Consider the following 14,413-nt stretch of genomic DNA (forward strand, 5'->3'; position numbering starts at 1 on the left):
GTTGAAAGGCATGACAAGAGTTCTTTACGAAAGTGCCAACGGCGACGTCTGGCGGCTGGTCCGCGATACGCAATCGGGTGTCGCGAAGGTGGAGCACGAGCCGAATGCCAGCTCCGGGGGACGCGCGTCCCTGATCGAAATCGGAAAATTCCTTCGAGTTGGCGCCAACGGTCCCGAACAGCAGGCTTTACTCCAGTTGATCGGCACCCTGGTCGACGACTGACAAGCGTCAGGAAGGCTCGGCGGCGTTGCCGGGAACGGTTTCAGAATTGGCCGGTTTTGGATAGCGGTGTGAACTAGATCCAACGCAGCCTCACCGCGAACATGTTCTTCTTTTTCTCGAACCGTCTGGGCTGTTTAGGTTCGCTGCTGATCTCGGCCCTCGTCACGGTCGCACTGCTCTTCATGTTGGGGCTGCTGCGTTTCTGAACGGGCGTTTGCAACGCGCAAAATGTATCGAGAGTGTTGAACATTTCTCACTGAGGGCCCGCCAAGAAGATCCAGACCGTGCGAGGAGAAGATGTTCTTTACGATCACGCTGGCCGGTACGGCTAAGCAAGACCAACAACACGGCCCGAGTGATCAATAGAAAGTCTACTTGGTCCGGTGGCAGGTTTCGTCTGCTAGTGAGGGGGATCGATGGGGACCCAAGCAACCCGCTCGCCGTCCTCGTCCGTAACCAAAATCGCGAAACTGCGATTTCTAAGTTGCGGACGATCTTCCCATAGCCGTTGCGCGATCTGTTTCGCCACTCTTTGTGCAGTATCATTATCGGGGAGCCACTGACCACCCTCGTCAGCGACAGTCTTCGAGTCTACCAAATCAAAGTGGTAACGTGGCATAGAGGATTGTTCTTGCTCGGAGAGTGAGACGTCGGAGGGTATGTTTGCTCCGAATTGCGGGATGTGGGGCGGATGCTGATCCGAGTCCATAACAAATGTTGCCCCTGACGTGCGCAGCGACCGAATATGGTCTTCCGAGATGGAGAAATTCGCATCCGATGGTCGCGTTGAAGTCGCGACTTTCGACCGCTGGAGTGCATTGTCAGCTGAGGGGGCTTTATCTATCCGGCTCTGAAATGAGTTGATAAGGGATCCTACGTACCGGCGACCAGGCTGCGACCCAGGTAGATCTTCCGACGACAGAGCCGTCGAATAGCCGCGGTGACCTTTACGCCGACAAACGGGCTCATCGAGGCTGGAAGAGACTCTCGATGAGCCCACGAACGCGGCGCCGCTGCTTGCTCTAACCGTCTGTGCGCTTTCGGACATTTCCGCTGAAGCAGTCGCACTGTGGCAATGCAGTCGCATCAAAGATGTCTTTACTTGAGTCTTGCAGTCTCTTTCGAAATCGCTCCTTCGGGAAGTGACCGACTTTCCTGTGGCGGCAACACCTTCGGTTCTCTCTTTCTCGGAAAGCAGGTCGCACCCTGTCGTTGGCGAGGACAAAGGTCGTCCTACCTGCTCGAGGTCTTCTTTGAGGTCAATGACTTCGCGGTCTCTAGGTGCTTCTGCAGGACTGGGATATTCCCCTTCGCGTACTCCCCAGCAGGATCGGCGCTTTTTGACGCTTTAGTGTACTCTGCAATATCCTTCTGATGGTCGGCGACCATATGAGTTGCGAAATCGCGATCGAACTGTGGCCCAGACATTTTTGACATGTTTTCGTAGTCAGCCTTCTGCTTGGCATTTGGGCCGTCCGGCGGCGTCACGCCCATCGACTTTGCAACATCGATGGCCTTCTCATTTGCTGCTGTGTGATCGGCTTGCAGCATCTTGCCGAAGCTCTTCACATCGTCGCTCTGGCCGTTCTGTTGAGCCAGCTTCCCCATGTCGACTTCGGCGTAGTTGCCTTGAATGGCTTTCTTCAGGAAGGACTGGTTGGCCTTTTCCGCAGCGGAGGCGGAAGTTGCAAGAAGCAGCATCAGAAAAGTGACTGTTGCAATCTTCATGAGACGTATCCTTGTGATTGTTAGTGTGGCCGTCAAATAAAGATCGTCGAGGGTCGTTCCACTCTTGCGTGCCGGGCTGTATCAAGACCTGCTGATGATGCCCCATAACCCTGGGCGTTGCGGCAGTGACGCGGGAACTTGCTCGAATGAAGAGGGTTCTTCCTGACCGAAGGCCCTTTTGCCAGCGAGCGCGTGATCTGGAGCGTGCCGCGCAGAGAAATCATGGTTACCAACTGAAGAGGCCGACAGAAGCCCGGCTGGACACATGTGTGCCCCGCCGCGGTACGGGAGGTTCGCATGTGCGATTTGTGCCGCGAGCTGGACTATAAGATTGAAGCGTGTCGCAGATTAGAGAGCTCAACCAATGACGAGCTAACGCGCGAAGCTGTCGCTGACCTCATTAGGAAATACGAGGAAGAGAAGGCTAAGCTTCATCCAGACCAGTTTGGCGAAGCGTCGCGAAGTTGACTTAGTTCGCAGCGTCCCATGCTGCGTAAGTTGGCGGCGCGGCTGCGAACGCCTTTAGCTCATGGGTACGCCGGCCGTAGCGTTCGCTGTAAAATGTAGCGGATAGCTTCGGATCCCCTCCAAACCCGACAACGCCTAGCATCGAAGAGCTATAAACTCTTTGGATCGTTAAAATGCGAAAGTTTGAAAGAGCCGCTTCGAACCCGAGCGACTCGTGGCTGGCTGGAACCAAAGCATGGATGGTGCTTTTACTGCTTAGGTGAAAGCGGCCGTCGCACGGATGCGGCCGGGATTATTCATGAGCAAGCTCAAGGTTGAGAAGCTGGCCCTGACGGCTGCAAGCCTTCGGCATTCCCCGGTGCTGGAAGGTAAGCCCTTTCCGCTTGGAGCGACCTGGGACGGCCTTGGAGTTAATTTCGCGCTCTTTTCGGCTCATGCGACGAAAGTCGAGCTCTGCCTGTTCGATGATGGTGGGAAGAAAGAGATCGAACGCATCGAGCTGCCCGAATACACCGATGAAGTCTGGCACGGTTACATACCGACCGCACGTCCTGGTACAGTCTACGCCTACCGGGTCCACGGCCCTTACGAGCCAGATGCGGGGCACCGTTTCAATCCCAACAAGCTGGTGATTGATCCTTACGCGAAGCAGCTTGTGGGCGCGCTGCGCTGGGGGCCGGAATTATTCGGTTATGAGCTCGGTCACTCAGAAAAAGACAAGTCCTTCGATTCACGCGATAGCGCGCGCCTTATGCAAAAATGTCGTGTGATCGACCCCGCCTTCACCTGGGGCCGTGCGGCAAAGCCTGAGGTGTCCTGGGATCGCACCACCTTTTATGAGATGCATGTCAAAGGCTTTACCCAAAGCCATCCGCTTGTGCCGGAAGGCGACCGCGGGACCTTCGCCGGACTTTGCGATCCGCATATCCCTGCCTATCTTCGTGCGCTTGGAATCACGAGCGCTGAATTTCTACCTATCCATGCTTTTGTGGATGATAGTTACCTGGCGGATAAGGGCCTGCGAAATTATTGGGGTTATAATTCGCTTGCGTTTTTCGCGCCCGAGCCGCGCTACCTCAAGACGCCGTTTGCGAATGAGTTCAAGGAAGCCGTCAATCAATTCCATGCCCATGGGATCGAGGTGATTCTTGACGTTGTCTACAATCACACTGCCGAAGGCAACGAACTCGGGCCAACGCTGTCCTTCAAGGGCATCGATAATGCGAGCTATTATCGCCTGCTTCCGGATCAAAAACGCTATTACATCAATGATACCGGCACTGGAAATACGGTAAACCTGTCGCACCCGCGCGTGCTCCAGATGGTCGCGGACAGCCTACGGTACTGGGCGACCGAAATGCGCGTGGATGGCTTCCGCTTCGACCTTGCAACCATTCTCGCGAGGGAGCCCTACGGCTTCGATGAAGGCGGCGGCTTTTTAGATGCCTGCCGGCAGGACCCGGTCCTTTCGTCAGTCAAGCTGATCGCCGAGCCCTGGGATATAGGACCGGGCGGCTATCAGGTCGGCCAATTTCCCCCTGGATGGGCGGAATGGAATGATAAATTCCGGGATGCGGTGCGGCGCTTTTGGAAAGGAGATGAAGGCATGGCGCCCGAATTTGCGCGGCGCATCACCGCATCGGGCGACCTCTTCAACAAGCGGGGCCGCAGGCCATGGTCGTCGATCAACTTCGTTACGGCGCATGACGGGTTCACTTTAAACGATGTCGTTTCCTATAATGATAAACACAACGAGGACAACGGCGAAGATAATCGCGACGGACACTCGGACAATCACTCCTGGAATCACGGCGCGGAAGGGCCGACCTCTGATCCAGAGATCACCAAGCTTCGCGAGCAGCAAAAACGCAATCTTCTCGCGACGATGCTGCTGTCGCACGGGACCCCGATGATCCTCGCGGGTGACGAGTTTGGTCACACCCAGCGTGGCAACAACAATGCCTATGCCCAGGACAATGATACCACGTGGCTAAACTGGCTCGGGATTTCGGCCGAAGGCCGGGCCTTGCGCGAATTCGTCCGCAAGTTGATCGCGACACGGCAGGCCTTTCCAATCCTGCATCGTTCAAGGTTTGTCATCGGCAACGTCAATGAAGATTTGGACGTCAAGGACGTAAGCTGGCTCGCTCCGAGCGGCCGGGAGATGACAACCGAGGATTGGGACAATCCGGCCACGCGATGTTTCGGTATGCTGCTTGACGGAAGAGCGCAAGAAACCGGCGTCAAACGGCATGGCTCGGATGCGACGCTGCTGCTTATTTATAACGCGCATCATGATTTAGTGGAATTCGTGTTGCCCGAAGTGCCACAGGGCCGGGCCTGGGCCGGGCTCATTGATACGCATGCACCCGATGTGACGGTGACGGTTTATCCTTTTGGTCACCGCCTAAACGCCGCTGGTCGATCAATGCTGGCGCTCGGCCTCGCGACGGAAGAGACCATGACGCGACGGCTCCGCCAGGGGCTTAGTGCCATCATGGACATTGCCGAGTTTCCACTTACGGTCTAGCCCGCGCCTCCTTCCTCGAGAACGCGCAGGACGCCTTGCAATGGAACGGAAATCCAAGCCGGCCGGTAGGAAAGCTCATATTCGACCTCATAGAGCGCCTTTTCGAGCAAAAAGAAGTTTAACATCGATTTCGTATCTTCGACGCGGTCGGGCCACAGCACCGAGGCGCCCATCGCTTCCTGGTAAGCGCTCAGAAAGCCGTCTGTGGACTGTTGGCGCCAAGTGAGTAGCGCTCGAGACGTCGGCGGGTTGAGTTTTTCTGATTTCTGCCTTTGCTGCCTCGAGGCCATGGCGGCGTAATCCAGTGAGCGCAACACACCTGCGACATCTCGCGCAGCGGGAGCCTTGCGCCTCCGCTCTGCCAAGGGTCGGCTGGGCTCGCCCTCGAAGTCAATGATGACTGCGTCCTCATTGGCTACAAGTATCTGGCCCAAATGCAAATCGCCGTGATGGCGTATCTTGCAGCGGCCCAGCGAAGGACGGATGAGGTCAGCTGCGTAATCATGCAGTCTGGGTTTGAACTGAAGCAGGCGCTCCATGAGAGGGCGGTCGTCCATATCCAGCGACGATCCCTTCAGCCTCTCAAAGATGCGAGCCGAGCGCTCCATGACATCGCCGATCCAGAAATCGAGATCACCTTCGTCGATCGGCTCAGGCTTGAACGAAAGTACATCATCGCGGCTTGCCAAGGAGCGATGCATCTCCGCCACACGACATCCCAGACGCCGTACCCACTGGAGGTAATCCCGCCGTGCGGTGATCGCGCTGTCGCGTTCTTCAGAGCCTTCCGCAATTGAATCGAGGTAAATGCTGAGGCGCTCGGCCGACCAGGTCCAGGCATCACCGCGGTTCGGCACAAATGCGTGGACGATACCAAGGGCATAACTCGTGGAAGTATGAGCAGCCTCGAGGTGGCCGAGCAGCGCAGGCGTATGCGGAAAATTCGCCGCCTCGGTCAGAAAGTGTCCCATTTCCACTTCGGGGTTTTGGCCGGGCTCGATTTGGCGATACAGCTTGACCACATAGTCCTGGTCAACCAGCGCCGTACTGTTGGATTGCTCGCCGGCAATGGCGCGGATCCGGGATGGAGTGTTCGGTGGCTGGCTCCCGAGTTTGCTTGTGGGCTTGAAGTCGAGCCGCCAACCCGAGCCGGCAATGGAAGCTTCCCGCCGAAGGTGATCAAGGAGCCGTAGGATGAAAGCCGGGTTCGCAGCGACGTCGCACAGCAGTCCTTCACGATCGCCTTGATGCAAGCGAGCCACGATGGATTTGTCCAGCTCGGGACCCGCTTCAGCGGACCAGTCGACCCGTAATGGCAGGAAATAGCGGGCACGATGGTTGATCTCGATAATGACGAAGGTGGTTGAATCCGCGGCGAAAGGAAGGCTTGCAATGATCTTTGGCTTTATCCGCCGTTCAGAGTTGCCGGGGAACCACCTGGCTTTGGCGAGATAGGTCGGAAGAAACCGTCTTTCGAGAGCTGCGGTTACCTCGCTACTTGCCACCCATGAAGAACCTTCCGGTATTTCCAAAAATGCGAGGCGTTCACCGGCCGTGCCCATCTCCGTTAGCCCAAGCACCGAAAAAGCAGCACGGGATCGTGCACGGGATCAATCCAAAGCCGCATACCGCCATGGGTGACGGGCGAGGTCGGACCAGATTTCAGGTTTTCGAGCGCGGTCACCGGCTTCAAGTCGCCGCTGCCTAGCCGCACCTGCACATCACCGAGTGGAAGCCAGAATTCGCGGAAACCGCCCGTCAACGAGATGATCGTCACAACCACGTTTGTCTGATCGGCGGAATGCTTGACGTAGGCGATGACTGAGTTGTCCTCCACGGGCAGGAACCGGATCGCGGAGGTCTGTTGCAGTGCCGGATTTTCGCGCCGGATGCGATTGATCTGGGCGATATAGGGCTTGATATTTCCGGGCTTGTTCCAGTCGCGGCATTTCAGTTCGTATTTTTCGGAATTAAAATATTCCTCGCGGCCCGGTATCGGCTCATGCTCAAGAAGTTCGAAACCGTTATAGATGCCGTAGTTGCTCGACAATGTCGCAGCCAGCGCAAGCCGCGTCTTGAACATCCATGGCTCGCCGCGCTGAAGGTGGTACGGCAGGATGTCGGGCGTGCTAACAAAGAAATTGGGACGATAAAACTCGCGCTCAGGGTAGCCGGCGAGCTCGTTCACATATTGCTCGATCTCCCATCTTTCCGTGCGCCACGTAAAGTAGGTATAGGACTGCGTGAAGCCGAGCTTGGCAAGCCCCTTCATCACTTTGGGCCTGGTGAATGCCTCCGAGAGGAAAAGCACGTCAGGATCTCGCGCTTGCACCTCCTTGATCAGCCATTCCCAAAATCGAAAGGGCTTGGTGTGGGGGTTGTCGACACGAAAGATCTTGACGCCTTGCGAGACCCAGAACAGGACGACATCGCGCAACGCTCGGCATAACCCTTCAGCATCGTCCGACTCGAAATCGACATTCACGATATCTTCGTATTTCTTTGGGGGGTTCTCCGCGTATTTCATCGAGCCGTCTGGACGGCGTTTGAACCATTCCGGATGCTGCTTGAGCCAGGGGTGATCCGGTGAACATTGGATAGCGAAGTCGAGCGCAACCTCCATGCCGGTGGCCGCACATGCCGCAACAAACCGCCTAAATTCATTCAGGCTTCCGAGCTCCGGATGAATGGCATCGTGTCCGCCCTCATCTGAGCCAATCGCGTAAAAGCTCCCCGGGTCACCATCGTCAGCTTTGAGCGAATTGTTGCGTCCCTTGCGGTTCGTGCGTCCAATCGGGTGGATGGGCGTCAAATAGATGACATCGAAGCCCATGGCCTGGATGTCGGGAAGACGATTGATGCAATCGTTCCAGGTACCATGTTGTCCTGGCTGAGGGCTTTGGCTGCGAGGCACCATTTCGTACCAGGAGCTGCAGCGGGCCTTGGGCCTATCGACGACGAGCGACAGCGGCTTCGATCGGGTGAGATCCGGCCGATCTTGCCCTTCGGCCATTGCTTTCTTAAGGTCATCGGTGAGCAGGCTCTCGCACTTGCCCAACTGCAAGAAGCTCTCGCATGCACGCGCAATCTTTGCTGTGGCTTCCTGACCACCGCGACAGGCGCGCGTAAGCAAGGAAGCTCCTTCCATAGCATCAACTTCGGTGGCCACATTGGCTTTGCGTTTCTGTTCAAAGCCATGGCGCCACGTCGCGAATTCGTCAGTCCAGGCCTCAATCGCGTAGCTGTAGCGGCCGGTCTGCTCAGGCACGAAGGATCCCACCCAGCGGTCATTGCCATGGTGAATCATGGCGGTCCGCTGCCAATCGGAATCGGGCTCGCGGCGCCATATTAATTCCGCGGCAACGACATCGTGACCGTGGCGATAAATATCTGCCCAGATCTCGACGGTCTCGCCCACGATTCTTTTGACAGGAAAGCGGCCGCAATCAATTGAGGGGAAAATCTCCTCGATATGAAAAGCCTGCTTTACAGGAGCGCTCATGGCGGTGATGGCAACGCGGCAGCATCAAGACATACGTACGAATGCTGGATGCCCCGGATTAGTTCCTGCCCCTTGGGAAGAGCTGGATGGAACTATTTAGAGAGTTCTTGGTTTAGCTTCCGCGCCATCGGGGGCCTCTGACGGGGCATAGCTAGGGCCGCACCTGACGGCCTTGGGGGGCTCCTCTGGAGAAATCAGCCGCCAAGCTTTGATTTGATTCGTACGGAAAGAAACGTTCCTCTCTGAACCTCCACGCTTGCACATCTACTGTTCGAACTGAGCAAGGACGCAGCGCAAGGAAAAGCATTTCTGAGCGTCTGCTACGACCGATCCGAACAAACAGATCGGTTTGAATGCTCCACCATGCGGACAGCTATCAGGACGGAAGCGACGTCGGCGAAAGGTCAAAGACGCAGAAGCGATCGGCGCACCAGCGCTCTCCAGGAGGCGGTTTGTCACCCCAACGACCGGTGCCCGCTGATTTTCCTGTATCGATCCCAATGGCAATTCACTTCCTGAATGCAGCCTCAACGGAACTGGAACAAGGTCCAGGCGATCTGATTGGAAACTGTTACGGCTGAGCCGGGCTAGACCTATTCCTGGTGACGCGTCTTTCTCAGGTAAGGAGCATTCAAATGGAAGACGAACGAAAATCATCAAAAGCGGGGGAACGGGCGGCTGAAGACTTGCGCGAGGCGACTGCTAAAGAAGAAGCGAAAACCGAGAGCAAGACAGGGCACGATCTAGCTAAGGGCGCTGATCGCTTCGAAGAACGCTCTAAAAGCTCCGATGGAAAAAGCGCAGAAGAAAAGCAAAAAGGGTGAATGTGACGGGGCGGAGCGTTCCTCGCAAAAGGCGCCCCAGTGGCACCGGAGACCTTCTACGAGGGCTTGGCAAGCCGTTCGGCCCTTAGCCGCTCATAGTTCGCTTAGAAGCGTCGGCGACTCGCTTCCGCTCTGCCAATGCTTTATCCGTTTCGGCCAGCGGCTTCTCTTGCCTCACCTCCCTCGAACACCTTAGTGGTGGCGTTTGTCTGGCATTTGGTCCACAGCTGATCTGAGCTAGCGCCAGCCAAAGTCCGCTTGAGACCCGCAGCCGACTGCCTTTGAGCGGCCGGACCGCCGCTTGTGAATTAAAGCCGTCTACCAGATCGCTTCAGTTATTTGGGTCAAATTCGCAACGACGGCATTTGGTTGTGCGTTACTTCCATCATCAGATCGCTGAGACCTATTGACCCAAATGCTTTGCATCCCGAGTGCGCGGACAGGCGAAGCTTCGCAGCGCGCCTCGGCTATATGGATAGTCCTGCTGGGATGCTCGCCGATCAGCTCGACGGCTCGGTCAAAAATCGCTCGGTTGGGCTTGTAGGATTTGGTTTGCTCCGAAGTGACCAACACGTCAAACTGCACGGCAAATTGTTTTACCTCGCGCAGATGCGCAGCTAGTTGTGAAAATCTGGCGCTTGATACCAAGGCTGGAATACCGGAACTGAGCCAACATAAAAGAGTCGACTTCCGCTCGATCCGGTCCTTCAACGATTATATGTCGCCCATCATCCATTGACAGTTCTTTTTTGGAACTATAGTTTTGTTGAACCGGCGCCACTCAGGCGGTCATTCGGGCACTGCGTAAGCAGCGGATGGGGACGACGTTTGCCAATCGCATCTGTCCGCGTGGCGAACAGGGGAGAATCCATGGCCAAGCGAAACGCGACCGCGGCGATCATCGGTGCGGGAGATTATATCGGCGCCGAGATTGCCAAGAAATTCGCCGCCGAGGGCTTTACGGTCCTCGCCGGGCGCCGCAACGGCGACAAGCTGGCCCCGCTGGTGAACGAGGTGCAGGCCGCCGGCGGCACGATCTTCGCGCGCTCGCTTGATGCGCGCAAGGAAGAGGAAATCACCGCCTTCCTCAATGATGCCGACAAGGAAGCGCCGCTGGAAGTCTGCATCTTCAATGTCGGCGCCAACGTCAACTTCCCGATCCTCGAGACCACCGAGCGGGTGTTTCGCAAGGTCTGGGAGATGGCCTGCTATTCCGGCTTTCTGGCGGGACGCGAGGCCGCGCGCCTGATGCTGCCGCGCGGGCAGGGCAACATCTTCTTCACCGGTGCCACCGCCAGCCTGCGCGGCGGGCGCGGCTATGCGGCCTTTGCCAGCGCCAAATTCGGGCTTCGCGCGGTGGCGCAGGCGATGGCGCGCGAACTCGGGCCGAAGAACATTCATGTCGCTCACCTGATCATCGATTCCGGCGTCGATACCGAGTGGGTCCGTCAACGGCGGATCGAGGCCCATGGACCTGACGCGCTCAGGGATCCCGATGCGCTGATGCCGCCGGCATCGGTCGCGGAGTCCTATTGGCAGCTCTATCAGCAGCCGCGCAGCGCCTGGACTTTCGAAATGGAGATCCGGCCATTCAAGGAGCCGTGGTGAAGCGTGGCCGCCAACGTACTGCTTAAAAAGTTCCCGCGCCCGGAACTGCGATAGGCAGGTGCAGCCGGCGAAGCTCGCGCGCGAAAATTCTTCGCGAAGGGAGCAGAACCCGCAGCGTCATTAAGCTGAACGTTAATCCCTCGCGCTATCCGTCGAACGGAGACGGGGGCGCGTGTGGCAAATCTTTTCGACGTACAAGGCTTCGGTGCGTTGTCCGAATGGAACGGACAATTCTCCAGCGCTTCAGCCAAACAGGCCTTTCAATCGATCGCCTCGCTCGGATCCAATTCGGTCGAGCTGACGGCGCGGATCTGGACCGACAGCGGAAGCTCCAACGCGGTCTTTGCCGAACCCGCCAAGACCGAGAGCGACGCCAGCCTGCTCACCGGCTTTCAGGCCGCGCATGATGCCGGTCTGTCGGTGCTGTTCAAGGCGGCGCTCTCGGCGTTGAACGGAACCAGGGTATCGAGCCTGGCGCCATCGGATGTCGCGGCATTCTTCGCCTCCTACAAGACCGAGATCGTCCATCTCGCCACCGTCGCGCAGGCCGGCGGCGTCGAGACGTTCGCGATCGGCAACGAGATGAGCAGCCTTTCCGGCGCGGCGTATCGCTCCTACTGGGTCGATCTCATCGCCGCGGTCCGCGAGGTCTATCGTGGCGAACTGACCTATGCCGCGGCGACCGACGAAGCCATTCATGTCGGCTTCTGGGACCAGCTCGACACCATCGGCGTCAACACCTATCCGCCGCTGACAGCCAGCACGACGCCGACCATGCAGGATCTGGTCGACGCCTGGACCTCCGTTCCGTTCAATCCCTACTACGCGGCGGCCTTCGACTACAAATCGCCGGTCGAATTTCTTCATTCGCTCGCGCTCCAATACGGCAAGCCGCTGTTGATGACGGAGGTCGGCTATCGCAGCGTCGACGGCACCGCGATCGCGCCGGGGTCATGGACCGGAAGCGGCACGGCCGACGTGATGGAGCAGGCGGATGCCTACAACGCCTTCTTCCAGGTCTGGTCCGCCCATGGCGGCAGCTGGCTGAAAGGCGCCGAGCTCTGGCAGTGGGATCTCAGCAATAAATATTCGAGCACCGGCTATTCGGTGATGGGAAAACCGGCCGAGACAATCGTCTCGCAGTATTTTCATGGCGGCGGCCTCGTGCCCGATCTTGCCATGACGGGATCGGCGGCCGCCGACGTCATCGACCTCGGCCGGGGTGACGACACCATCAGCGGCGGTCTCGGCGACGACATCATCAGCGGCGGCGTCGGCGACGATGTGGTTGTGGGCGGGCCGGCGGCTGCCGGAAAATTGGCCGTCACGACCGTCACCCTGGTCGGCTATGGCTCAGTCGTCGGAGGCGTCGGCGCGCAGGCGCAGATCCTGGTCAACGGCAAGCCGGTGTCCGGTTTGCTGGAATTCAAGCCCGCGTCGGACCCTTCCGGTTACCAGACCTTCACAGTGAGCTTTGCGAATCCGGACGTCATCACCAGCATCGATATCTCGCTGGCGAATGCCACGCCCGGCCGCGCGCTGCATATCAAGGATTTCGAGATCAACGGCGTTGCCGTCGCCCCCGGCGATGCCGCCAATGCAAGCTCACCTGGCACGTTCGACCTTTACGTCCGCAACATCCACGTCGACACCGCCAATCATCAGGATTGGTTCCTTGGCGCATCGACGGACGACGATGTGATCGATGGCGGTGCGGGTAACGATCTCATCACCGGCGGCATCGGCGACGACATCATCGACGGCGGGGAGGGTATCGACACAGCCATCTTCACCGGCAATATCCGCGACTACGACATTGCGAACGTCGATGGCCGGATCGTGGTGCATGACCGGACCGCAGGGCGTGACGGCAGTGACCATCTCACGAAGTTGGAGTTCCTGCGGTTCGCGGATGTCACGATCGACGTCCGCGATCTGGCAGTCCGGTCCGGCGGCATGCCCCGGGCACTGGCGATCGACAATGCCAGCAAGGCCCCCGACCAATCGCTTCGCCATGACGACGCGCCGGCTCTCTCTTCGTTTGCGATGGCCGACGCGGTCGTCGAGCCGTTGGCGAGCGGCGCCGGCCGCGACGCATTTATATTCCGCGAGATGCCTGGGCACGGCGCAGCGAGCGATTTCAGGATCGAACCCACGATCATTGCCGACGCCGTGCATCCGCCTGGCCATATCGCAGCACATCAGGCCGTCGTCGACCCCGGTCATGATGCATCAATGACGTCTAGCGTCGCCAGCTTCCTGACGTCAGATCATCTGCTCTTCGCCTGAGGTGCTGGCTGGGCGAGGCCGACCCGGCCAGCTGGAACGCGTGCCCGAGAAATCCTGAAATTTGCTCGAAACAGTATGGCCGGTTCGGGCGTTGGGTTTTCGTGTGCCTTCAGGGGGCATCCGGCGGCAGCCGCCCGCGACGTCCAAATTACCAGCCGAATTGTTCCACCCCCATCGTTGCGCTGTCACCGCATCCGAAATAGCATCAATCGCGAACCGGAGGCGGGCAGGGCAGAAATCACATACGAGGTCCTTCTTTGCAGCTTTCTGCCGTCGATCACTCGGTAGCGAATACGGAACCTGCGCATTGGAAAAGGTGTCTTCGCTGTCCCCGCTGTTCGTCACCGCTGCGGAACGCGTGGTCGCGGCCGTCCTGCTCTAATCGCGCTTGCGATTACAGCAAGACAGGGTTCCCAATGGCCGGCACGCAGCCAGTTCTGATCGATTTCGCTGCCAGCATTTTTGAGCGCGGATTATATGAGTCCGAGAACGGCTCGGCGTTGCAGCGGGATATTGGCCGCCGTTCCCTTGGCTCGCGGCTGCATCGCCTTACCTTTGGGGGCAATCGGGTGGCGGTTTCCAACTGCGCGAAGTTCATCGATCGGTTGAAACGCGAGTCGCGGCGGCCGGTCGTGCTGGTGATCGGTGGCGGAACGATTGGACTGGGCGCGGAAGAACTTTATCGCGACGATTCCATCGAGTTGGTCGGTACGGATGTCTACGCCTCGCCGCACACCGTGCTGGTTGCCGATGCCCACCGCCTGCCGTTCGAGGACGGCGTATTCGACGGCGTCTGGGTGCAGGCGGTGTTGGAACACGTGCTGGAACCGGCAACCGTCGTGGCCGAGCTGCATCGGGTCCTCCGGATGGAGGGACTCGTCTACGCGGAGACGCCGTTCATGCAGCAGGTGCATGAGCAGGCCTATGACTTCTCGCGATTCACGCAGAGCGGTCACCGCTGGCTGTTCAGGCGGTTCTCCGAGCTCGACGCCGGCCCGGTTGGTGGCGCCGGGGTGGCGCTGGCATGGTCGATCCGCTATTTCTCGCGCGCGCTCGGCGCGGGCAACAAGCTGTCGCGCCTGATCGTACTGCCGTTCTTCTGGATCAGATATCTCGATGCGTTCGGCCGCGGCCGGGCTGCCGCGGATGCCGCCAGTGGCTTCTTCTTCCTAGGTCGCCGCTCCGAGCAGGCGATGGACCCCCACGCCATGCCGGACTATTACAACCGGCAAAAATGAATC

Annotated in this window: 11 protein-coding genes; 6 read left to right on the forward strand and 5 right to left on the reverse strand. The window is 58.4% G+C overall.

The window, feature by feature from the left end:
- The first annotated feature begins 1 nt into the window (after window position 1).
- Window positions 2-223, forward strand: a complete 222-nt coding sequence (locus RX331_RS05055; protein WP_410708126.1) for a hypothetical protein — start codon at window positions 2-4, stop codon at window positions 221-223.
- A 400-nt stretch (window positions 224-623) separates the two neighbouring features.
- Here RX331_RS05055 and RX331_RS38675 read toward each other — a convergent pair whose 3' ends face one another.
- Together RX331_RS38675 and RX331_RS05060 are read right to left on the reverse strand one after the other, a co-directional pair.
- Entirely contained in the window at window positions 624-1,310 is a 687-nt protein-coding gene (locus tag RX331_RS38675; RefSeq protein WP_410708249.1) for a DUF6894 family protein, read from the reverse strand.
- Window positions 1,311-1,456: 146 nt separating this feature from the next.
- Window positions 1,457-1,951, reverse strand: coding sequence for a DUF4142 domain-containing protein (locus RX331_RS05060; RefSeq protein ID WP_317255534.1), 495 nt, complete (start codon window positions 1,949-1,951; stop codon window positions 1,457-1,459).
- Between the two features lie 766 nt (window positions 1,952-2,717).
- Between RX331_RS05060 and glgX the strand changes: the two genes are divergently transcribed.
- Window positions 2,718-4,949: a glycogen debranching protein GlgX gene (gene glgX / locus RX331_RS05065; protein WP_317255535.1), complete on the forward strand. Its 2,232-nt coding sequence runs from the start codon at window positions 2,718-2,720 to the stop codon at window positions 4,947-4,949.
- Here the strand turns inward: glgX and RX331_RS05070 are convergent.
- Window positions 4,946-6,511: a putative maltokinase gene (locus RX331_RS05070; protein ID WP_317255536.1), complete on the reverse strand. Its 1,566-nt coding sequence runs from the start codon at window positions 6,509-6,511 to the stop codon at window positions 4,946-4,948. The genes glgX and RX331_RS05070 overlap by 4 nt on opposite strands.
- Before the next feature lie 5 nt (window positions 6,512-6,516).
- Window positions 6,517-8,451, reverse strand: coding sequence for an alpha-1,4-glucan--maltose-1-phosphate maltosyltransferase (locus RX331_RS05075; RefSeq protein WP_317255537.1), 1,935 nt, complete (start codon window positions 8,449-8,451; stop codon window positions 6,517-6,519).
- Window positions 8,452-9,086: 635 nt separating this feature from the next.
- On the opposite strand from RX331_RS05075, the gene RX331_RS05080 reads away from it, so the two are divergent.
- Window positions 9,087-9,275, forward strand: coding sequence for a hypothetical protein (locus RX331_RS05080; RefSeq protein WP_317255538.1), 189 nt, complete (start codon window positions 9,087-9,089; stop codon window positions 9,273-9,275).
- Window positions 9,276-9,593: 318 nt separating this feature from the next.
- Here RX331_RS05080 and RX331_RS05085 read toward each other — a convergent pair whose 3' ends face one another.
- Window positions 9,594-9,986, reverse strand: coding sequence for an HAD family hydrolase (locus RX331_RS05085; RefSeq protein WP_317255539.1), 393 nt, complete (start codon window positions 9,984-9,986; stop codon window positions 9,594-9,596).
- Window positions 9,987-10,145: 159 nt separating this feature from the next.
- Here RX331_RS05085 and RX331_RS05090 point away from each other — a divergent pair, with 159 nt between their 5' ends.
- The 3 genes from RX331_RS05090 to RX331_RS05100 all read left to right on the forward strand — a co-directional run bounded on the left by RX331_RS05090 (window position 10,146) and on the right by RX331_RS05100 (window position 14,410).
- Window positions 10,146-10,883 (forward strand): SDR family oxidoreductase, encoded by a 738-nt coding sequence (locus RX331_RS05090; protein WP_317255540.1) that lies wholly within the window; start codon window positions 10,146-10,148, stop codon window positions 10,881-10,883.
- Between the two features lie 174 nt (window positions 10,884-11,057).
- A complete protein-coding gene (locus RX331_RS05095) occupies window positions 11,058-13,172 on the forward strand; it encodes a glycoside hydrolase family 113 (RefSeq protein WP_317255541.1) in 2,115 nt (704 codons plus the stop codon).
- A gap of 416 nt (window positions 13,173-13,588) precedes the next feature.
- Window positions 13,589-14,410, forward strand: coding sequence for a class I SAM-dependent methyltransferase (locus RX331_RS05100; RefSeq protein WP_317255542.1), 822 nt, complete (start codon window positions 13,589-13,591; stop codon window positions 14,408-14,410).
- The last annotated feature ends 3 nt before the right edge of the window (window positions 14,411-14,413 follow it).

It is taken from the genome of Bradyrhizobium sp. BWA-3-5 (genome assembly GCF_032917985.1).
Taxonomy (GTDB): Bacteria; Pseudomonadota; Alphaproteobacteria; order Rhizobiales; family Xanthobacteraceae; genus Bradyrhizobium.

Bases quoted from the DNA above. Each gene is read 5' to 3' on its own strand.
- RX331_RS38675 (WP_410708249.1), bottom strand. From the start codon at position 1,310: ATGCGACTGCATTGCCACAGTGCGACTGCTTCAGCGGAAATGTCCGAA.
- RX331_RS05060 (WP_317255534.1), bottom strand. From the start codon at position 1,951: ATGAAGATTGCAACAGTCACTTTTCTGATGCTGCTTCTTGCAACTTCC.
- glgX (WP_317255535.1), top strand. From the start codon at position 2,718: ATGAGCAAGCTCAAGGTTGAGAAGCTGGCCCTGACGGCTGCAAGCCTT.
- RX331_RS05070 (WP_317255536.1), bottom strand. From the start codon at position 6,511: ATGGGCACGGCCGGTGAACGCCTCGCATTTTTGGAAATACCGGAAGGT.
- RX331_RS05075 (WP_317255537.1), bottom strand. From the start codon at position 8,451: ATGAGCGCTCCTGTAAAGCAGGCTTTTCATATCGAGGAGATTTTCCCC.
- RX331_RS05080 (WP_317255538.1), top strand. From the start codon at position 9,087: ATGGAAGACGAACGAAAATCATCAAAAGCGGGGGAACGGGCGGCTGAA.
- RX331_RS05090 (WP_317255540.1), top strand. From the start codon at position 10,146: ATGGCCAAGCGAAACGCGACCGCGGCGATCATCGGTGCGGGAGATTAT.
- RX331_RS05100 (WP_317255542.1), top strand. From the start codon at position 13,589: ATGGCCGGCACGCAGCCAGTTCTGATCGATTTCGCTGCCAGCATTTTT.